The sequence below is a fragment of the Streptomyces sp. NPDC007872 genome (assembly GCF_042868165.1).
Taxonomy (GTDB): domain Bacteria; phylum Actinomycetota; class Actinomycetes; order Streptomycetales; family Streptomycetaceae; genus Streptomyces.
The window spans coordinates 504,356-523,463 of record NZ_JBIAEA010000004.1 but is presented as its reverse complement, the minus strand read 5'-3'; the positions used below and the strand labels follow the sequence as shown (position 1 = coordinate 523,463).

General features: G+C 74.0%; 14 protein-coding genes. 6 read left to right on the top strand and 8 right to left on the bottom strand.

Annotation, left to right across the window (positions count from 1 at the left end):
• Window positions 1-59 precede the first annotated feature (59 nt).
• Both ACFYNX_RS16945 and ACFYNX_RS16940 read left to right on the top strand, forming a co-directional pair.
• The gene (locus ACFYNX_RS16945; protein ID WP_388662563.1) at window positions 60-1,112 is read left to right on the top strand and encodes an SWIM zinc finger family protein; all 1,053 of its coding nucleotides are present in this window, start codon (window positions 60-62) and stop codon (window positions 1,110-1,112) included.
• Window positions 1,113-1,193: 81 nt separating this feature from the next.
• On the top strand, window positions 1,194-3,098 hold the full coding sequence (locus ACFYNX_RS16940) for a DUF5691 domain-containing protein (protein ID WP_388662148.1): 1,905 nt from the start codon (window positions 1,194-1,196) through the stop codon (window positions 3,096-3,098).
• 254 nt (window positions 3,099-3,352) lie between these two features.
• On the opposite strand, the gene ACFYNX_RS16935 is transcribed toward ACFYNX_RS16940, so the two are convergent.
• Window positions 3,353-3,760 carry a cobalamin B12-binding domain-containing protein gene (locus ACFYNX_RS16935; protein ID WP_030209190.1) on the bottom strand — a complete coding sequence of 136 codons (408 nt, stop codon included), beginning with the start codon at window positions 3,758-3,760 and terminating at the stop codon, window positions 3,353-3,355.
• 305 nt (window positions 3,761-4,065) lie between these two features.
• Between ACFYNX_RS16935 and ACFYNX_RS16930 the strand changes: the two genes are divergently transcribed.
• Window positions 4,066-4,866, top strand: a complete 801-nt coding sequence (locus tag ACFYNX_RS16930; protein WP_365542463.1) for an alpha/beta fold hydrolase — start codon at window positions 4,066-4,068, stop codon at window positions 4,864-4,866.
• Window positions 4,867-5,209: 343 nt separating this feature from the next.
• A complete protein-coding gene (locus ACFYNX_RS16925; protein WP_388662146.1) occupies window positions 5,210-6,766 on the top strand; it encodes a M23 family metallopeptidase in 1,557 nt (518 codons plus the stop codon).
• Window positions 6,767-6,839: 73 nt separating this feature from the next.
• Here ACFYNX_RS16925 and pcrA read toward each other — a convergent pair whose 3' ends face one another.
• Both pcrA and ACFYNX_RS16915 read right to left on the bottom strand, forming a co-directional pair.
• Entirely contained in the window at window positions 6,840-9,284 is a 2,445-nt protein-coding gene (gene pcrA / locus ACFYNX_RS16920) for a DNA helicase PcrA (protein ID WP_388662144.1), read from the bottom strand.
• Window positions 9,285-9,397: 113 nt separating this feature from the next.
• Complete coding sequence (locus ACFYNX_RS16915) at window positions 9,398-9,751, bottom strand: hypothetical protein (protein ID WP_365542468.1); 354 nt, start codon at window positions 9,749-9,751, stop codon at window positions 9,398-9,400.
• A gap of 398 nt (window positions 9,752-10,149) precedes the next feature.
• Here ACFYNX_RS16915 and ACFYNX_RS16910 point away from each other — a divergent pair, with 398 nt between their 5' ends.
• Window positions 10,150-11,256: an NlpC/P60 family protein gene (locus ACFYNX_RS16910; protein ID WP_388662141.1), complete on the top strand. Its 1,107-nt coding sequence runs from the start codon at window positions 10,150-10,152 to the stop codon at window positions 11,254-11,256.
• A 95-nt stretch (window positions 11,257-11,351) separates the two neighbouring features.
• On the opposite strand, the gene ACFYNX_RS16905 is transcribed toward ACFYNX_RS16910, so the two are convergent.
• Window positions 11,352-12,086, bottom strand: coding sequence for a response regulator transcription factor (locus tag ACFYNX_RS16905; protein WP_365542472.1), 735 nt, complete (start codon window positions 12,084-12,086; stop codon window positions 11,352-11,354).
• A complete protein-coding gene (locus tag ACFYNX_RS16900; RefSeq protein ID WP_365542474.1) occupies window positions 12,083-13,348 on the bottom strand; it encodes a PspC domain-containing protein in 1,266 nt (421 codons plus the stop codon). The genes ACFYNX_RS16905 and ACFYNX_RS16900 overlap by 4 nt, the downstream gene beginning before the upstream one ends.
• Before the next feature lie 156 nt (window positions 13,349-13,504).
• On the opposite strand from ACFYNX_RS16900, the gene ACFYNX_RS16895 reads away from it, so the two are divergent.
• Window positions 13,505-14,857 carry a PspC domain-containing protein gene (locus tag ACFYNX_RS16895; protein WP_388662138.1) on the top strand — a complete coding sequence of 451 codons (1,353 nt, stop codon included), beginning with the start codon at window positions 13,505-13,507 and terminating at the stop codon, window positions 14,855-14,857.
• 156 nt (window positions 14,858-15,013) lie between these two features.
• Here ACFYNX_RS16895 and ACFYNX_RS16890 read toward each other — a convergent pair whose 3' ends face one another.
• The 3 genes from ACFYNX_RS16890 to guaA form a co-directional block, all read right to left on the bottom strand.
• A complete protein-coding gene (locus ACFYNX_RS16890; protein ID WP_388662137.1) occupies window positions 15,014-15,643 on the bottom strand; it encodes a DoxX family protein in 630 nt (209 codons plus the stop codon).
• A gap of 89 nt (window positions 15,644-15,732) precedes the next feature.
• Window positions 15,733-16,989: a hypothetical protein gene (locus ACFYNX_RS16885; protein ID WP_388662135.1), complete on the bottom strand. Its 1,257-nt coding sequence runs from the start codon at window positions 16,987-16,989 to the stop codon at window positions 15,733-15,735.
• A 378-nt stretch (window positions 16,990-17,367) separates the two neighbouring features.
• Window positions 17,368-18,969, bottom strand: coding sequence for a glutamine-hydrolyzing GMP synthase (guaA, locus tag ACFYNX_RS16880; protein WP_388662132.1), 1,602 nt, complete (start codon window positions 18,967-18,969; stop codon window positions 17,368-17,370).
• Between the last annotated feature and the right edge of the window lie 139 nt (window positions 18,970-19,108).

Here is a 19,108-nt window from a genome sequence, read left to right as displayed (position 1 = left end):
GGACTCCCAGGCCGGGGGCGTTGTCAGTGGCGCCCTCTACCGTCGTGGACATGGATGGCATGGGGGTGCGTTCGACGATCGGTCAGGTGCCGGCACCGGCTCCTGACGAGGCCTCGCGCGGGGCGGGGGGCGGGCCCGGCCCGGCCGGGGAGGGCCCGGCGGATCCGGTCGCGGTCCGTCGCAGGGCCGAGCGCAGGGCGGCCCGGATCACCTCGGGCGCGCGGGAGTTGGAGCAGCGGCTCACCGATCTGCTGCGGGGCGGCCTGGCGGCGGCCGGACGGTCCGGACACGGCCTGTGGGAGGAGACGGCGGCCCGCATGGTCGACGCCCAGGCCCCGGGACTCGCCGGCCGGGTGCGGGAGTTGGGGGCGATACCCGGCTCGGGACCGGGCTGGCCCGTGCGGCTCCTGGAGGAGTGCGCGCTGACCCACCTCCTCGACCGGGCGTGGCTGGCCGCCGACCGGCTGCCCGCGCCCTTCGCGACGACCGTGCGGACCCGGGTCGGCCTCCCCTCCCCGGTCGCCGGAGCGCCGGTGCGCGACCACTGGCTCGTCCTCGCGCAGTACGACACGGGAGACACCCGGCTGACCACCCGGCGCGCCTGGCTGTACGGGACGACCGGCGGGCGCACGGCGCTCGTCCTCTCGTACGGGGCGGCGGGCCGGGAGCCCGGCCTGTCCCTTCCCGTGGGCGCGGTGCTCGACGGCGAGTTGACGCCGCACGCCGGCTCCGGGCAGGTGCGGGCCGAGCCCGGCGAGCGCTTCGTCCCGGTCGCCGGCCCCGCGGCCCCGCCGCCGGGCGGCCCGGTCGGCGAGGCCCTCGACACGTACGGGCGCGCGCTGCGCGAGGACCCGTGGCTGGACGCGTGGCCCGTGACGCTGGGCGGGGTCGTACCGGCACGGGCGGAGTACGGCTGGCAGCTCGCCGACGCGGACGGCCGCGAGGCGCTGCCCCTGACGTCCGGGGCCCGGTCCCACCCGGGCCTCTGGCGGCTCGTCGCCCTGTCCGGCGGCGCTCCGGTGACCGTCTTCGGCGAGTGCGGGCACCGGGGGTTCACCCCGCTCGCCGCCTGGTCGCCGGAGGCCCCGGCCGAGACGGTCCCCCTCCTGTGACCCCGTGACGCCCGTACGCCCCCGACCGACTGCCGATCATCCGTCACCGACCGCCCGTCACCGACCGCCCGGAGGAGCCCGATGGACACCACCACGCCCCCTTCCGTCAGGGGCGGGACGAGAGTCGCGGCCGAGGCCGTGACCGACCGTGCCACGGACGGCGACGAGAACCGCACGACCGCCGTCCCCGTCCCCGACCGTCCCTGGGAGGAGCTGGTCACCTCGGCGCTGCTCGGGACGGACCGACGACCGCCCGCCGGACTCACGCGTACGGGGACGGGCGGTGGTGCGGGGATCGGGGGCACGGGGATCGGTGGCGCGGGGGACGACAGCGCGGCGGGCGGCAACACGGCGGACGACAACGCGACAAGCGACAACGCAGCGGACGGCGACGCAACGAGCGGCGATACGGCGGGCAGCAGCGCGACGAACGGCGACGCGACGAGCGACAGCGCGGCAGGCGGCGGCACGGCGGGTGCGGCCGCGGCGCTCGCGCTGCTCGACGCGGCCGCGCTGCACACCGTACGGCGCAGGGCGGGGCTGCGCCCCGGGCCCGCCGCGCCCCTGCCGGAGCCCGCGCCGGAGGACCCGCGCGCGCCGCTGCCCGAAGCGGCCCGGCGGCGCCTCGGCGAACTGCTCGCCGGCCGGACCGCGTCCTCGCCCGCCGGGCGGCGCGGCGCCGCGCCCGACCTCACCGAACTGCTCCCGCAATGGCTGGCGCTCGCCGACGAGCACGGGTACAAGGCGCCGCCCGCCGCCCTGCCCGCGCTCCTCGACGCGGCCAGGGCCCGCACGGACCTGCGGGCCCCGGCCCTCCGGTTCGCGGGGCCGCGCGGGCTGTGGCTGGCCCGGCTCAACCCCGAGTGGAGGTTCGCCCTCCGCGGTACGGGGACGGCCGGTGCCCTCCCGTCCCCCGGGGACGCGGAGGCGGTGCGGACCCTGTGGGACGAGGGCCTGTTCGCCGAGCGGGTCGCCCTGCTCACCGCCGTACGGGACGAGGACCCGGCCGCCGGTCTCGCGCTCCTCGCCTCCACCTGGGCCGCCGAGCGGGCGGAGGACCGGCTGATGTTCCTCGACTCGCTGCGGGCCGGACTCTCCGACGCCGACGAGGAGTTCCTGGAGGCGGCGCTCGGCGACCGCAGCCGGAACGTCCGCGCCACCGCCGCCGAACTGCTCTCCGCCCTGCCGTCCTCCGCCCTCGCGGGACGGATGGCGGACCGGGCCCTGACCTGTGTCGGCCCGGACCGGACGGCCGACGTGCCGACGATCGCCGTCGAGGCCCCGCACGAGTGCGACGCGGCGATGCGGCGGGACGGCGTCGTGGCGGTCCCGCCGGCGGGCCGGGGCGAGCGTTCCTGGTGGCTGGGCAGGATCGTCGAGTCCGCGCCGCTCTCCTGCTGGCCGGCCAGGTTCGGGGGGCGCGGCCCGGAGGAGATCGTGGCCCTTCCGGTCGCCGACGAGTGGCGCGACGAGCTGCACGCGGCCTGGTGCCGGGCGGCCGTGCGGCAGCGGGACGCGGCCTGGTCGCGCGCGCTGCTCGGTTCGCCCGCGACCCCGCCCGCGACGGGCCCCGGCACCTCGTCGCTGGCCGAGCGGGCCCAGCTCCTGTCGATGTTGTGCCCGGAGGAACGGGCGCTCTGGGTCGCCCGGTTCGTCGCGGCCCACGGCCTGTCGGAGGCGTTCCAGCTCCTCGGCGTCTGCGCCGTGCCGTGGGCGGAGCCGCTCGGCGGGGCGGTGGTCGACGCCCTGGACATCGCGCGCGAGGCGGGGAGTTACCCGTGGAGCTTCAGCGGGGTGATGGGCCTCGCGGAGCGCTGCCTCGCTCCGGAGGCGGCCCGGCACCTCGAACCCCTGGCGGCCCGTCCGGACGAGGCGGAGGACGCCGTCCCCGGCGCGGGCGGCTACTGGTCGGAGGCCTTCCGGCGTCTGGTCGCCACGCTCCGCCTGCGCGCGTCGATACGCGCCGAACTCGCACCGCCCGCCTGAGGGCCGTACGGACGACGAAGGGCCCTCCCGAAGGAGGGCCCGGACAGCGAGGGCTCTGGACGAGGGCCCCGGACGGTGAAGGCGCTTGGGCGGTGAAGAACCCCTGGACGGTGAGGGCCCGCGGGCGGTGAGGAGGCGAAACCCTTCGCGGCCCGTGTGCTTCACGACCTGTCTCGCCTCGCGGCCCGTGTGCTTCGCGCCCCGCCTTGCTTCCCGTCTCGCTTCCCGTCCCGTCTCGCTTCGCGTCCCGCGTCCTACGCGGCCACGCGGACGTTCGCGTTCACCCAGTCGACGATGGACGCCGTCGTCGCGCCCGGCGTGAAGATCTCCGCCACGCCCTTCTCCTTCAGCGGCGCGATGTCCGCCTCCGGGATGATGCCGCCGCCGAAGACCTTGATGTCCTCCGCGTCGCGGTCCTTGAGGAGCTCCAGGACCTTCACGAAGAGCGTGTTGTGGGCGCCCGAGAGGATCGAGAGGCCGATCGCGTCGGCGTCCTCCTGGATCGCGGTGTCGACGATCTGCTCGGGCGTCTGGTGGAGCCCGGTGTAGATGACCTCCATGCCGGCGTCCCGGAGCGCTCGCGCGATCACCTTGGCCCCGCGATCGTGGCCGTCGAGACCCGGCTTGGCCACCACCACGCGGATCGGACCGGTCACACCCATCACTGCCTCCACATGCGACCCCCGCGCCTCTTTGCCGGGGAGGTGAACGAACGTTATCCCCAGCATCCCGCAAGCGGCTGTTTCGCGGCAGCCACCGAGGGGGAAATCACACGTGGGACATGTTCGCTCCGCACCGTCCCCGCTTCCGGGCCCTCCTCCTGGGCCCACCAGCCGCAGGCGGGACCGGTCGCGAAGGGAGCCGCGACGAGGTGCGCCGCGTCTTCCGTGCCGCCGTCCGTGCGGCGCGGAAGACGCGGCGCACCGGCCACACCGTCCGGCCCCGCTTGCCGTTCGGGAGGCCGGCCATGGAGTTCGCCAAGGTCACCACCCTGATGAAGGCCACCGCGCTCGAGCTGGCGATCCTCACCGGCCACCTCGTCCTCTACCCCACCGGGATCGTGGCCGAGCGCCTCGCCCCCGCCCCGCCCGACGCCTCCCCCGAGGGGCTCGCCCGGGGCAGACGCCCCGTGCTGCTCCTGCACGGTTTCGTGGACAACCGCTCGGTCTTCGTCCTGCTGCGCCGCTCCCTCGCCCGGCACGGCCGTGACGGGATCGAAACGCTCAACTACTCACCGCTCACGTGCGACCTGCGGGCCGCCGCCGAGCTCCTCGGCCGCCGGGTGGAGGAGATCCGCGCCCGTACGGGGCACGCCGAGGTCGACATCGTCGGGCACAGTCTGGGCGGGCTGATCGCCCGTTATTACGTGCAGTGCCTCGGGGGTGACGCACGGGTGCGGACCCTGGTCATGCTCGGCACCCCGCACGCGGGCACGACCATGGCCCGGCTCGCCGCCGCCCATCCGCTGGTGCGGCAGATGCGGCCCGGATCCGAGGTGCTGCGGGAGCTGGCCGGACCCGCGCGCGGCTGCCGGACCCGGTTCGTGAGCTTCTGGAGCGACCTCGATCAGGTGATGGTGCCGGTGGAGACCGCCCGCCTCGACCACCCCGACCTGCTCGTGCACAACGTGCGGGTCAGCGGCATCGGCCACCTCGCGCTGCCCGTGCACCCGACGGTGGCCACCGGGGTCCGCGAGGCGCTCGACGCCGACGGACCCGGAGCCGCGACCGGACGGGGAGAGGAACCGGACGCGTCCTCCGTGGCCTGACCGGGGCCGCCACTCCCGCCCGCGCCGGCGGCGCCCCGCGGGCGGCTCGTAGACGTTTCGTGGACGCCTCGTGGTCACCCGTTCACACGACATCACCGACAAAGTCACCCCGTCGCCCGACCGCGCGACACCCCCGTTCGAACGTTTCTCGAACACAAGGCCAAGGCTGTCTCCGCGAGCTGGCGAAACACGACCGATTGCCCGTTTCCTACGTCTGCAAACCCCGCCGAAGATTGTCCGCCGCGCATACCGCCGGGTACAGTCGCGCCACTGCTTACCTCCGGGACACCCCTCGTCGGGCCCGCCCCGGACTGGTCCTGCTGCCGAGGCGAGAGAGACGTTGGTGAACGACCAGCACCCCCACGCCGGGTACGTCGGAGACGACACCCACACCACTGGCAGCTTCGCCGCAGACCCGTTGTTCGGCTCGTACCCGAGCGGTCAGGCCGACCACGGCGGCCAGTGGGACCCCGGCCAGTACGGCACCACCGACGCCCTCGGCACCACCGGGCAGTACGCCAGCACCGGGCAGTACGACACGACCGGCCAGTGGGACACCACCGGTCAGTGGAACGTCGGAACCCCCGCCTACGGGACCACCGGTTCCTACGAGGGGTACGAGGCCCACCAGGCCGGCGCGGCGCCGTACGACACGACCGGGCAGTACGACACGACCGGACAGTGGGACGCCTCCGCCTGGACCGAGGCCCAGCACGCCGGCCCGTACGAGACCGCCCACGCCGGCGCGTACGCCGCCCAGGGCACGTACGGCTACGAGTCCTACGACGCCACCGGCCAGTGGGCCGCCCCCGTCTTCGCGACCGAGACCGGCGCCTACGACGCGACCGCGTGGAACCGGGCGGCCCCGGAGCCCGAGCCGGTCGTCCCCCACCAGTACACCCCGCAGGACGAGCAACTCGCCGAGCACGCGCCCGAGTTCTCCTTCGCGGACGGCGAGGCCCGCGGGCCCCACGGGTCCGACGAGGCTCACGAAACCTACGAGGCGTACGAGGCCAACGGGGCCGATGAGGTCTACGAGACCGACGAGGCCTACGAGTCCGACGAGGAACCCCGCGACGAGCCCGCCGTCGAGCTCCGTACCGACTCTCCCGCCGGCCGCCCCGCACGCCGTTCCTCCGGCGGCGGTCGCGGCCGTCGCCGTACCCCCGCCAAGCGGTCCGCGCTGCTGACCGTCGCCGTCCCCTCCGCCTGCGTCATGGGGGTCGCCGGCATCGCCGCCGCGTCCGTCGGCGGGCTCCCCGGCACCGGCGCCGGGGGCGAGACGAAGGACAACACGACCGCGCTCGCCGCCGCCCCGGACGCGGTCGAGCCGGTCGCCGCCAACAACGCCTTCAACACCCAGCTCGACGCGCTCGACGCCGACGCCCGCGACTTCGGCAGCCGCGCCAGCCGCACCCAGGAGCGCATCGACCTCAAGGTCCGCCAGGCGGCCGAGAAGAAGAAGCGCGAGGAGGAGGCGATCCGCAAGGAGGCGATGCGCCCCAAGTTCGCGCTGCCGGTGAAGCTCCACCGCCTCAGCGCGCGCTTCGGCCAGTCGGGCGTCAACTGGATGTCCGTGCACACCGGCATCGACTTCCCCGTGTTCAGCGGCACGCCCGTGATGGCCGCGACGGACGGCACCGTCCGCACCCAGCTCAACAGCGCGTACGGCAACATGGTGATCGTGACCGCCCCGGACGGCACCGAGACCTGGTACTGCCACCTCAGCAGCGCCAAGATCCGCTCCGGCTCCGTGAAGGCCGGCGAGGTCATCGCGTACTCGGGCGACTCCGGCAACTCCACCGGCCCGCACCTGCACTTCGAGGTCCGGCCGGGCGGCGGTTACGCGATCGACCCGCTGGCGTGGCTGCGCAGCCACGGGCTCGACCCGACGAGCTGATCCACTCGCCCGTACGCGGAAGAGGGCCCCGACCGCTCCTGTCGGGGCCCTCTTCCGTTGCCGCGTACGTCCTCTACAGCTTCTCGACCGGCGCGTACCGCAGCAGCAGCCGCTTCGGCTTGTCGTCGCCGAAGTCGATCGTCGCCTGGGCGTCGGCGCCCGTGCCGGTCACGGCCGTGACCGTGCCGAGGCCGAACTGGTCGTGCGTGACCCGGTCGCCCACCTGGAGCGAGATCACCGGCTTCTCGCCGGCCCGCCGCGTGGCGAAGCCCGAGGGGCCGGAGCGCGCGCGGGAGGAGGAGAGCGAGGAGGTGAGGCCCGAGGTCGGCCCGGCGGGCTTCGCCATCGGCCCGGTCCGCTTCCACTCCAGGTGCGTGGGCGGGATCTCCTCCAGGAAGCGCGAGGCCGGGTTGTACGAGGGCTGGCCCCAGGCGCTGCGCATCGCCGAGCGGGTGAGGTAGAGCCGCTCACGCGCGCGCGTGATGCCCACGTACGCGAGGCGCCGCTCCTCCTCCAGCTCCTTCGTCTGGCCGAGGGCGCGCATGTGCGGGAAGACGCCGTCCTCCATGCCGGTGAGGAACACCACCGGGAATTCGAGGCCCTTGGCGGTGTGCAGCGTCATGAGGGTGATGACGCCCCGGCCCTCCTCGTCCTCGTCGGGGATCTGGTCGGAGTCGGCGACGAGCGCGACCTGCTCCAGGAACTCGGCGAGGGTCGCGGGCTCCTCGCCCCGCTCCTGCTCGAACTCCAGGGCAACGGCGGCGAGTTCCTGGAGGTTCTCGATCCGGGTCTCGTCCTGCGGGTCGGTCGAGGCCTGGAGCTCGGCCAGGTAGCCGGTCCGCTCCAGGACGGCCTCCAGGACGACGGCGGGGCCGGCGCCGGACTCGACGACGGTGCGCAGCTCGTCCATGAGCGCGTTGAAGCGCTTGACGGCGTTCGCGGAGCGGGCGGCCATGCCGTACGCCTCGTCGACCCGCTTGAGGGCCTGCGGGAAGGTGATCCTCTCGCGGAGCGAGAGCGCGTCGATCATCGCCTCGGCGCGCTCGCCGATGCCCCGCTTGGGGACGTTGAGGATGCGGCGCAACGGGACGTTGTCCTCGGGGTTGGCGAGGACGCGGAGGTACGCGAGGACGTCCCGGACCTCCTTGCGCTCGTAGAAGCGCACGCCGCCGACGACCTTGTAGGGCAGGCCGACGCGGATGAAGATCTCCTCGAAGACGCGGGACTGGGCGTTGGTCCGGTAGAAGACGGCGACGTCCCCGGCCTTGGCCTCGCCCGCGTCCGTGAGCCGGTCGATCTCGTCGGCGACGAACTGGGCCTCGTCGTGCTCGGTGTCCGCGACGTAGCCGGTGATCCGCGCGCCCTCGCCCGCGTTGGTCCACAGGTTCTTGGGGCGGCGGGACTCGTTGCGCTCGATGACGGCGTTGGCGGCCGACAGGATCGTCTGCGTGGAGCGGTAGTTCTGCTCCAGGAGGATCGTGGTCGCGTCCGGGTAGTCCTCCTCGAACTGGAGGATGTTGCGGATGGTGGCGCCGCGGAAGGCGTAGATCGACTGGTCGGCGTCGCCCACCACGCACAGCTCGGCCGGGCCGAGGTCGTCGTAGCCGGTGCCGACCAGCTCGCGCACCAGGGTGTACTGGGCGTGGTTGGTGTCCTGGTACTCGTCGACGAGGACGTGGCGGAAGCGGCGGCGGTAGTGCTCGGCGACGTCGGGGAACGCCTGGAGCAGGTGGACCGTCGTCATGATGATGTCGTCGAAGTCCAGGGCGTTGGCCTCGCGCAGCCGCGCCTGGTACATCCGGTACGCCTCGGCGAGCGTCTTCTCGAAGCCGTCCTGGGCTTGGTCGGCGAAGGTCTCCTCGTCGATCAGCTCGTTCTTGAGGTTCGAGATCTTGGCGCTGAAGGACTTCGGCGGGAACTTCTTCGGGTCGAGGTCCAGGTCGCGGCAGACCAGGGCCATCAGGCGCTTGGAGTCGGCGGCGTCGTAGATCGAGAAGGAGGAGGTGAAGCCGAGCCTCTTCGACTCGCGGCGCAGGATCCGCACGCACGCGCTGTGGAAGGTCATGACCCACATGGCGTTGGCGCGCGGGCCGACGAGCTGCTCGACGCGCTCCTTCATCTCGCCGGCGGCCTTGTTGGTGAAGGTGATCGCCAGTATCTGGCCGGGGTGGACGTGCCGCGTGCCCAGGAGGTGGGCGATGCGGTGGGTGAGCACCCGGGTCTTGCCGGAGCCGGCGCCGGCGACGATGAGCAGCGGGGTGCCGGTGTGCACGACGGCGGCGCGCTGCTGCTCGTTCAGCCCCTCCAGGAGGGCGGCGGGGTCCACGACGGGGCGCGGGGCGCCGTCGCGGTAGTACGCGTCCCGGGGCGGGGGCGCGTCGAAGTGCTCCCCGAAGAGGTCGTGCGGGACCTCCTCCGGGGCCGGGGAGCCCTGCTCGTCGTCCTCGGGGTGGGGCGGGGGCTCCTCCGAGGAGTTCTGGAGACCGGCCAGGAAGCTGTCGTCAAAGAGGCTGCTCATCGCCTCACGAGTCTAGGACGCCCCGCCGGCATCCGGGTCCGTCTTCGGGAGCCGGCCCTCGCCGCCGGGCTGCGGAACGGGTCACACCCGGGGCCGCGGACCGCGGGTGCGGCTCAGGTCCAGAGGGTCGCGATGAAGACGTTCGCCGTGGTCAGGCCGCCGACGGCGGCGAAGAGGCCCTTGTCGACCTTCTCGTCGTCCCGCTTGACGTAGACCAGGCCGAGGATCACGACGAGGATCGCGAGCTTGATGCCGATCTTGAGGTTGTTCACGGTCTGGTCGTCGGCCTGGTTCAGGCCGACGAGCGCGACGCCCGTGATCAGCATGGTCAGCGCTCCGTGCAGCATCGCGGGGCTGAAGCGGGCCGTACCGGCGCCCATCGCCTTCATCTGGGTGAGGAAGCCGCCGAGGAGGGAGGCGATGCCGATGACGTGCAGGGCGACGAAGACATTGATGAGGACGTCCATGGGGCGGAGCCTAACCGGGCGCCCGGGCCCCCTTTCCGGTCGGGTCCCGCCCGCTCCGGAGCCCCGGGCCGCCGCCGGAACCCCGGGCGGCCGGAACTCCGGGCGGCCGGAACTCCGGGCGGCCGCCGGGGCGCGTCCGGAACGACCCTCACTCCGTCATCCGGCGAAAGAGTTCGGTCCCCCACCTGTCAACTGACGCCAATAACGGTCAACCCGTCATCCGGGCGTGACCCCGGGCCTAGCGTCCTCCACCAGGTGACCGGCTCCCCACCCCGCCGGCAGGTCGGCGGTCGTCGGTCACCCCCGCCGAGAAAACCGGCGGCGGTCCGTCCCCCTGTGCGGGCCGCCGCCGGCCCGGCGGACCCCGTCCCCCAGGGAAGAGGATGTGACCCGCCTTCGTGGCAGCGCACCGGAAGTCCACGCCGTCCCTCCTCGGCGGTCAGGCGGTCCGCACCGCCGCCACCCTCGCCCTCGCCTCCGCGGCGACGACGACGCTCTTCGAAGGGGCCGGACACGCGGACCCCCGGCCCACCGCGGCCCAGGTCAGGGCGCAGGCCGACCGCCTCTACGAGGAGGCCGGGGCCGCGACCGAGCGGTACAACGGGGCGAAGGAGAAGGCGGACGGAGCACGCGCCGCCTTCGACCGGTTGCGCGACGAGGCCGCCCGCAGGACCCAGCGCCTCAACGACGCGCGGGACGCCCTCGGGGCCGCGGCCGCCGCCCAGTACCGCTCCGGAGGGCTCGACCCGACGGTGCGGCTCGTCCTCACCTCCGACCCGGACCAGTACCTGGCGCGGGCCGCGTTCGCCGAGAAGGCCGGCGACCGGCAGGCGACCGCGATCCGGGCCGTACGGCGCGAACTCGGCGCGATCGGGCGGTTGCGCGGGGAGGCGGCGGAACGGCTGACCGCACTGCGCGGGCACGAGGCCGAACTGCGGCGGCGGAAGACGGCCGTCCTCGGCAAACTGGAGGCGGCCAGGACCCTGCTCACCCGGCTGACCGCGGAGGAACGGGCCCGGTACGAGGCCGCCACCGCCGCCCGGAACGGCTCGGCCGCCTCGGCGCGGCCGGACGGAGCGAACGCTCCCGCCCCCTCCGCCCCCGTACGGGCCGACCGCTCCTCGGGCAGCGCCCGCGGACCGGTGGGCACCCCGGACTCCCGGGCCGCCCAGGCCGTCTCCTTCGCCCGCGCCCAGCTCGGCAAGCCGTACGTGTGGGGGGCGACGGGTCCCTCCGGGTACGACTGCTCGGGCCTCACCCAGGCGGCCTGGCGCGCGGCCGGCATCTCCCTGCCCCGCACGACGTACACCCAGATCAACGCCGGCAAGCGGGTCCCCCGCTCCCAGCTCGCCCCCGGCGACCTGGTCTTCTTCTACTCCGGGATCAGCCACGTCGGGCTCTACATCGGCGGCGGGCAGATGATCCACGCGCCCCGGCCCGGCGCCCCGATCCGGATCGCCCCGATCGACGAGATGCCCTTCGCCGGAGCGACCCGCGTGGGCTGACGCCCGGACCCGGCCCGCCACGCGCCCGTCCACCGCCCCGGCAGGGCACGGTTCCGGGCCCGCCGCGCCTCAGGTCCGGGGTGCGGGTCGCGGGCTCAGACCAGGCGGCGGGCGGTGGCCCAGCGGGTCAGCTCGTGGCGGTTGGAGAGCTGGAGCTTCCGCAGCACCGCCGAGACGTGCGACTCGACCGTCTTCACCGAGATGTAGAGCTGCTTGGCGATCTCCTTGTACGCGTAGCCCCGGGCGATCAGCCGCAGCACCTCCCGCTCCCGCTGGGTGAGCCGGTCCAGGTCCTCGTCCACCGGCGGCGCGTCCGTCGAGGCGAAGGCGTCCAGGACGAAGCCGGCGAGCCGGGGGGAGAAGACCGCGTCGCCCTCCTGGACCCGGAAGATCGAGTCGACCAGGTCGGTGCCGGTGATCGTCTTGGTGACGTAGCCCCGGGCGCCGCCCCGGATCACCCCGATGACGTCCTCGGCCGCGTCCGACACCGAGAGCGCCAGGAAGCGGACCGGGTCCTCGGGCGCGCCGAGCAGGCTCGCGCAGCGCCGCAGCACCTCGACCCCGCCGCCGCCCGGCAGGTGCACGTCGAGCAGGACGACCTCGGGGCGGGTCGCGGTGATGACCGTGACCGCCTGGTCGACGTCGGCCGCCTCGCCGACCACCTCGACGCCGGTGACCTCGGTCCGGCCGATCTCGGCCTGCACTCCGGTGCGGAACATGCGGTGGTCGTCGACGAGCACCACCCGCACCCGGCGCCCGGCGCCCTGCGTCGCCGCCCCCGTGTCCGCGTCCGCCCCGCTCCCGGTCACTGCCCCGGTCCCGTCGCTCATCCGTCCGCCCTCTCCATCTCGAGCTCCACTTCGGTGCCGCCGCCCTGCGGTGACCGCAGCCGGGCCGTACCGCCGTTGCGCTGCATCCGGCCGATGATCGATTCTCGTACGCCCATCCGGTCCTCGGGCACGTCGTCCAGGTCGAAGCCCGGCCCCCGGTCGCGCACCGAGACGAAGACCGTGCGGCCGTCCACCTCCGCGAACACCTGCACCGCCCCTCCTTCGCCACCGTACTTGGCGGCGTTGACCATCGCCTCGCGCGCGGCCTGTATCTGCGCGACCAGTCCCTCGTCGAGGGGGCAGTCGCCGACGACGACCACCTCCAGCGGGACGCCGTGCTTGTCCTCGACCTCGGCCGCGGCCCGCTTCACCGCCTCCGCGAGGGTCTCGGGCTCCTCCTCGTCCCTGCCGGTGCCCTCCGGCTTGTAGAGCCAGTTCCGCAGCTCCCGCTCCTGGGCGCGGGCGAGCCGGCGCACCTCGCCCGGGTCGTCGGCGTTGCGCTGGATCAGGGTGAGGGTGTGGAGCACCGAGTCGTGGACGTGGGCCGCGACCTCGGCGCGCTCCTGGGCGCGGATGCGCATGGTCCGCTCCTCGGTGAGGTCCTGTGACATGCGGACCAGCCAGGGGCCGGCGAGCAGGGCTATGCCGGTGAGGACGGCGACGGCGGCGGTGAGGGCCGTGCCGAGCTGGGCGACGGAGCCGCGGACCACCACGAAGACCGCGAGACCGGTGCCGACCAGGGCGACGCCGACGAAGCCGCGGGCGAGCTGGAACGCGCGCCGGTGCCGCCCGGGGTCGGTCCAGCTCGCCCGGCGGGCGTTGTCCGTCTGGCGCCAGAAGACGGCGACGCCGACGCCGGTGAGGAGGACGGGCCAGATGTACCGCCCCGTCTGGCCGTCGAAGCTGGCGTTCCCGGCGACGACCGCGAGGCTCACGGCGAGCGCGACCAGGGCGAAGACCTGGCCCCGGTCGGGCTTGCGCAGCCTGCGGCGCCCGTCCGGGGTGGTCTCGAAGACGGGGCGCGGCGCGGTCCGTCCGCCGACGCCGAGCGGGACGACGATCCAGAAGACCGCGTAGAGCACGGCGCCGAGGCCGTCCGCCATGGCGAGGACCGCGAACGCCGTGCGCACCCAGACGACCGGCAGCCCGAGGTGTCCCGCGAGACCGCGTGCGACACCGCCGAGCCACCGCCCGTCGGCGCTCCGGTAGAGCCTGCGCAGGGGCGGTTCGTCGGTCTCGGTGACACGAGCGGATACGGACATGCACCGATCGTCACACGTTCGGCCCGCCCGGGACATCAGGGTCGGCCCTGAGATCTTCCCTGGTACGGACTCGGGGAGGAGGGCCCTCCGAATATCAGGGTCGGGCCAGGGTCGTCCCCGGTGCCGCGGGGCGTCACGGGCCGTCACCATGGAGACATGACGAGTTCGACGCCTTCGCAGCACGCGCAGCACGAGGCCCCGCCGGCGGCGGAGGCCGCTTCCGCCGCGCCCCTGCGGCGCTCGCGCGGGAGCAAGGTCGTGGGCGGGGTCTGCGGCGGTCTCGGCCGGTACTTCGACCTCGATCCGGTGGTCTTCCGCGTCGTGATCGGCGTGCTGGCGGTGACCGGCGGCTTCGGGTTGATCTTCTACGGCTTCGCGTGGCTGCTGACCCCGCTCGCGGGCGAGGAGGACCACGAGGGGCGCAGGCTGCTGACCGGCCGCGTCTCCGGCTCCTCCCTCGCGGCCCTGCTGATGGCGCTGGTCGGCTGCGGGGTCTTCCTGTCGATGCTGCGCAGCGGATCGATGCTGGGGTCCTCGCTGCTGGTGGCGTTCGTGGCGTGCGGGGCGGCGGTCTGGTCCCGGCGGAGGCGGACCGGCGCGGTCGAGGCCGAGGGCAGGACGGACACGGCGGCGGCGCTCGCGGTCGCCGAGGCCCCGCCCGAGACGAAGGCCCCGCCGCTGATCGAGTACACCTCGTGGTGGAAGGACCCGATCGTCAAGGACGGCTCGACGGGCCGGGTGGCCGTCGGCTACCTGTGGGGCCCGCACGGCGTCCTTGACGAGGACGGCAAGGTGAACGGCGAGGTGCCGAGACCCGGCAGCCAGTGGGGCCCCGCGGCCCCGGCGCCCGGGCGTCCGACGCCCTCCGTGCGGAAGAGTCCGCTCTCCATCGGGGGTCTCGTCCAACTGCTCGCCATGGTGGCGGCCGGCCTCGGCACGGCCCTGACCTGGGAGACGGAGCCGCTCGGCACCAGCCTGCAGATCGGTCTGGCCGCCGCCCTCGGGGTGTTGGGCCTGGGGCTCGTCGTCAGCAGCTTCCTCGGGCGGACCGGGTTCGGCACGGTCTTCCTGACCGTGGTCACGGCGGGCCTGCTCGCCCTGGCGACGGCGCTGCCCGACCGGATCACCACGGACTGGGTCCGCGAGACCTGGGCGCCGGCGTCGGTCGCCGCCGTACAGCCGCGCTACGAGCTGGGCAGCGGGGTCGGCACGCTCGACCTGTCGGGGCTCCCGCTCCCCGCGGGCGCGACGGTCACCACCGGCGCCGAGGTGGGCGCCGGGCAGCTCAAGGTGGTCGTCCCGAAGGACGCGGTCGTGAAGCTGCGCGCCAAGGTGTCGCTGGGCGACCTGCGACTGCCGGGGCAGCCCCCGAACGACATCGACATCGCGCCGGACCGCGAGGAGACCCACACGCTCGCGCCGCCGGCCGGGACCGCCCCGGCGGGCACCCTGGACCTCTCCCTGGAGGTCGCACTCGGACAGGTGGAGGTCATCCGTGCTGCTTCATGAGTTCCGTCCCGGCCGGCTCCTCGTCGGCCTCACCGCTCTCGCCCTGACCGCCCTGTACGCGGGCGACGCCGCCGGGGCCTGGACGACCCCCTGGTACGCGGTGGTACCGGTGCTCTGCGGCGGTCTGGGCACCGCCGCCCTCGCGACCTGGGTCGCCTATCGAATACGGCGCCGTTCGGCGAGGAGCCGGTCCAGTGAGAGCACCGAGGCCCCGGCGAGCAGCAGCGGCAGCCAGGCCATCAGGTAGACGAGGTCGTTGCCGAGGTAGTAGGGCGACGCCTGCCAGCTCACGGTCAGCCAGAGGCTCAGCGAGATCAGTGCGCCTCCGAGCGCCGCCACCCGGGCGAAGAGGCCGAAGAGGGTCCCGAGTCCGACGGCGAGCTCTCCGAAGGCGAGGGCGTATCCGAAGCCGGTGGGGCTCTTGAGGGCGAGGTCGACGAGGGCGGGGAGTGCGGAGCCGTCCCGGACGCCGCGCATCGTCTCGCCGATGGAACCGCTGCCGGTGTCGGCGAAGAAGGAGGGGTCGGTGAGCTTGTCGAGCCCGGCGTAGACGAACGTGATCCCGAGGAAGATCCGCAGGGGAAGGAGGGCGTAACGGGAGGCGAGGACCTTCCAGGCACCGGTTCCGTCACCACCGACGTCACCACCGCCGCCGGTCCTGTCTCCACCGCCGGTGCTGTCTCTACCGCCGCCGGTCCTGCCAACGCCGCTGCCGGTCCTGCCGCCGCCGGTCCCGCCGTGGGGTCCGTCGTCCTCCTGGCCCGTCCGGCCCGTCTGTTCCGTCATCGCCGGTCACCTCTCACGCCCCGTACGGCTGCTCGCGGAACGATTCTCCTCCGTCCTGCGGCCCGGGGGCGCGAGGAGGGGCCGGGAGGTCAGTCCACGACGTCGATCGTGACCCGGTTGGTCTCCACGCCCGCCGCCGTCACGACCGAGACCTCCACCCGGCCCGGTTCCACGTCCGCCGGGAGGGGGACGGTCAGGGCGGTGTCGGTGGGGTTGACGAAGCCGCCCTGGATCGGGACCAGGGGGACGTGGGCGTGGACGGGTCCGATGCGGACGACGAGGCGGGTCAGGGGGTCGGGGGCGCCCGCGCCCGGCGGGACGAAGCCACGGCCGCGGATCTCGATGTCGTCGCCCGTGCGGATCGGGGCGTCGAGGTCGCCCGCCTCCCGGGACCGGACCACGGAGTGGATCGTGGGGCGGACGCCCTCGGCGCACTTCGCGGCGAGGTGCCAGGCCGCCGAGACGCCGAGGAGGAGCACGAGGGACCAGGGGATCCCGGGGAGCCGGGCGGGGTCGTGGGCGAGTCCGACGGCCGCGAGGGCGAGGACGGCGCCGGAGACGAGGAGGTACTGGACGTCGGCGAGGCAGGCCCGGCCGCTGTCGTCGCAGAGCAGGTCGGCGGCGCGCGGGCGGTCGGCGCGCACCTTCTGGAGGCGGCCCGCCGCGATCCCGGCGGTGACGACGAGGCGGGCGGTGACGCTGACGGCCGCCACCAGGGCCAGGGCGGTGAGCAGGCCGGCGGCCCGTGACAGACCGAAGGTCGTGGTCGTGGTCGTGGCCGGTGGCCGGAGGGCCGGGAACCGGACGGCCAGGAAGAGGAGGGAGAAGGAGAGGAACAGGAGCCAGGCGGCGGCGACGGCGCGGGTGGTGGAGAGCCGGTTGTCCTCGCCGATCAGGGGCGCGAGGAGGCCGCCGCGCGCCCGGTGGACGTGGGCGGCGGCGCTGAGGAGGGCGGCGAGGACCAGGGCGGTGCAGAGGCCGGCCGTGCGGGCGCCGGTCCAGCCGGAGCCGACGGCGGTGAGGGCCTGGCCGAGGAGGAGGACGAGGACGGCGCCCCAGACGGCGCGGAGGCCACCGCGCCGGACCAGGTCGAGCCGGGCGAGTCCGGCCTCCCGGCCGTGCGCGGTGACCGCGCGGGCGGACTGGGCGAGTTCGTCGGAGACCCACTGGCGGGCGGCGACCGGGGAGTGGGCGACGGCGGCGGGGACGCCGTGTCCGGCGGCGAGCTCGTCGCGGCGGGCGAGGAAGGCGGCGACCGCGCGCCGGTGGCCGGTCTGCCCGCAAGGGGCGCAGTCGGCGCAGGCCGTCGTGTGCTCGCCGTACCGTCTCGCCTCTTGAACCGCCACGGTGCTCTCTTTCCGGGCTCGCTCCACGACCCGTTCCGGTGCGGCCGGCGTGTTCCGGTGCGTCGCGAGGTGCCGTGGAGGGCCAACGTTCCGTTGGTTCCACGGAATTGTGCCGTACCGAGGGCTCCCGCCACCGCCGCGTGCGCCCCACTCAGGAGTGATTGCCGTGTCGTCGGATTGACGTACAGAAGGGTGAAGTGATGGTGTGACGACATCGGACGATCCGGGTTCGGGCCCGGTGCTGGGGCCGGGCCCGGGGCCGGTGGGACCATCGCCCGCCCCGCGACATACGGCGGAACTACCGCCCGACCTCCCCGGTACGACGAAACCGCCGCCCCAGGTGTCCGGGGCGGCGGTTTCACGGGCGGGCGGGAGGGGTCACTCCCACTCGATGGTGCCCGGCGGCTTGCTGGTGACGTCGAGGACGACGCGGTTCACGTCGGCGACCTCGTTGGTGATGCGGGTCGAGATCTTGGCGAGCACCTCGTAGGGCAGGCGCGACCAGTCGGCCGTCATGGCGTCCTCGGAGGAGACGGGACGCAGCACGATCGGGTGGCCGTAGGTGCGGCCGTCGCCCTGGACGCCCACGGAGCGCACGTCGGCGAGCAGCACGACCGGGCACTGCCAGATGTCGCGGTCGAGACCGGCGGCCGTCAGCTCCTCGCGGGCGATGGCGTCGGCCTCGCGCAGCAGGTCCAGGCGCTCCTTGGTGACCTCGCCGACGATGCGGATGCCGAGGCCGGGGCCGGGGAAGGGCTGGCGCTGGACGATCTCGTCGGGCAGACCGAGCTCCTGGCCGACCATGCGGACCTCGTCCTTGAAGAGCTGGCGCAGCGGCTCGACGAGCTCGAACTCCAGGTCCTCGGGGAGGCCGCCCACGTTGTGGTGGGACTTGATGTTGGCGGTGCCGGTGCCGCCGCCGGACTCGACGATGTCCGGGTAGAGCGTGCCCTGGACGAGGAAGGCGACCTCCTCGCCGTCGGCGGCGCCCTCGGCGACGATCTCGGCCTGGGCCTGCTCGAAGACGCGGATGAACTCGCGGCCGATGATCTTCCGCTTGGTCTCCGGGTCGGAGACGCCGGCGAGGGCGGTGAGGAACCGCTCCTGCGCGTCGACGACCTTGAGCTGGACGCCGGTGGCGGCCACGAAGTCCTTCTCGACCTGCTCGGTCTCGTCCTTGCGCATCAGGCCGTGGTCGACGTACACGCAGGTGAGCTGCGAGCCGATGGCCTTCTGCACGAGGGCGGCGGCCACGGCGGAGTCGACGCCGCCGGAGAGGCCGCAGATCGCGCGCTTGGTGCCGACCTGGGCGCGGATGGCCGCGACCTGCTCCTCGATCACGTTGCCGGTGGTCCAGCTCGGCTCGATGCCGGCGCCCCGGTAGAGGAAGTGCTCCAGGATCTGCTGGCCGTGCGTGGAGTGCAGCACCTCGGGGTGGTACTGGACGCCGTACAGCTTCTTCTCGTCGTTCTCGAAGGCGGCGACCGGCACGACGTCCGTGGAGGCGGTGACGGTGAAGCCCTCGGGGGCGGCGGAGCAGGCGTCGCCGTGCGACATCCACACCGACTGCTCGACGGGGGTGCCCTCGAAGAGGGTGGAGCCGGCCTTGGAGACGTGCAGCGGGGTGCGGCCGTACTCGCGGGCGCCGGTGTTGTCGACGGTGCCGCCGAGGGTGGTCGCCATGAGCTGGAAGCCGTAGCACATGCCGAAGACGGGGACGCCCGCCTCGAAGAGCGCGCGGTCGAGGCGGGGGGCGTTCTCCGCGTACACGGAGGAGGGACCGCCGGAGAGGATGATCGCCTTCGGGTCCTTGGCCAGCATCTCGGCCACCGGCATGGTGGACGGGACGATCTCGCTGTAGACCCGGGCCTCACGGACGCGGCGGGCGATGAGCTGGGCGTACTGGGCGCCGAAGTCGACAACGAGGACTACGTCCGGGTTGGTGACGTCGGGCGCGGCAGCGGGGGTCGCTGATGACACTACGGCGGCCTTCCGGCGGTAGGAGGGGGTCCCTCGAAAGGGGTGCTATTTGTCGATTCTACCGGCGCGCCGGTCCGACTATTCGTCTCACCATCCGAACCCGGGTTGGCCCCGGCTCCGGGGCGGGGTCCATACTGTG

Coding starts and splice junctions, on each gene's coding strand:
- ACFYNX_RS16945 (WP_388662563.1), top strand. CDS start 60: ATGGGGGTGCGTTCGACGATCGGTCAGGTGCCGGCACCGGCTCCTGAC.
- ACFYNX_RS16940 (WP_388662148.1), top strand. CDS start 1,194: ATGGACACCACCACGCCCCCTTCCGTCAGGGGCGGGACGAGAGTCGCG.
- ACFYNX_RS16935 (WP_030209190.1), bottom strand. CDS start 3,760: ATGGGTGTGACCGGTCCGATCCGCGTGGTGGTGGCCAAGCCGGGTCTC.
- ACFYNX_RS16930 (WP_365542463.1), top strand. CDS start 4,066: ATGGAGTTCGCCAAGGTCACCACCCTGATGAAGGCCACCGCGCTCGAG.
- pcrA (WP_388662144.1), bottom strand. CDS start 9,284: ATGAGCAGCCTCTTTGACGACAGCTTCCTGGCCGGTCTCCAGAACTCC.
- ACFYNX_RS16915 (WP_365542468.1), bottom strand. CDS start 9,751: ATGGACGTCCTCATCAATGTCTTCGTCGCCCTGCACGTCATCGGCATC.
- ACFYNX_RS16905 (WP_365542472.1), bottom strand. CDS start 12,086: ATGAGCGACGGGACCGGGGCAGTGACCGGGAGCGGGGCGGACGCGGAC.
- ACFYNX_RS16900 (WP_365542474.1), bottom strand. CDS start 13,348: ATGTCCGTATCCGCTCGTGTCACCGAGACCGACGAACCGCCCCTGCGC.
- ACFYNX_RS16895 (WP_388662138.1), top strand. CDS start 13,505: ATGACGAGTTCGACGCCTTCGCAGCACGCGCAGCACGAGGCCCCGCCG.
- ACFYNX_RS16890 (WP_388662137.1), bottom strand. CDS start 15,643: ATGACGGAACAGACGGGCCGGACGGGCCAGGAGGACGACGGACCCCAC.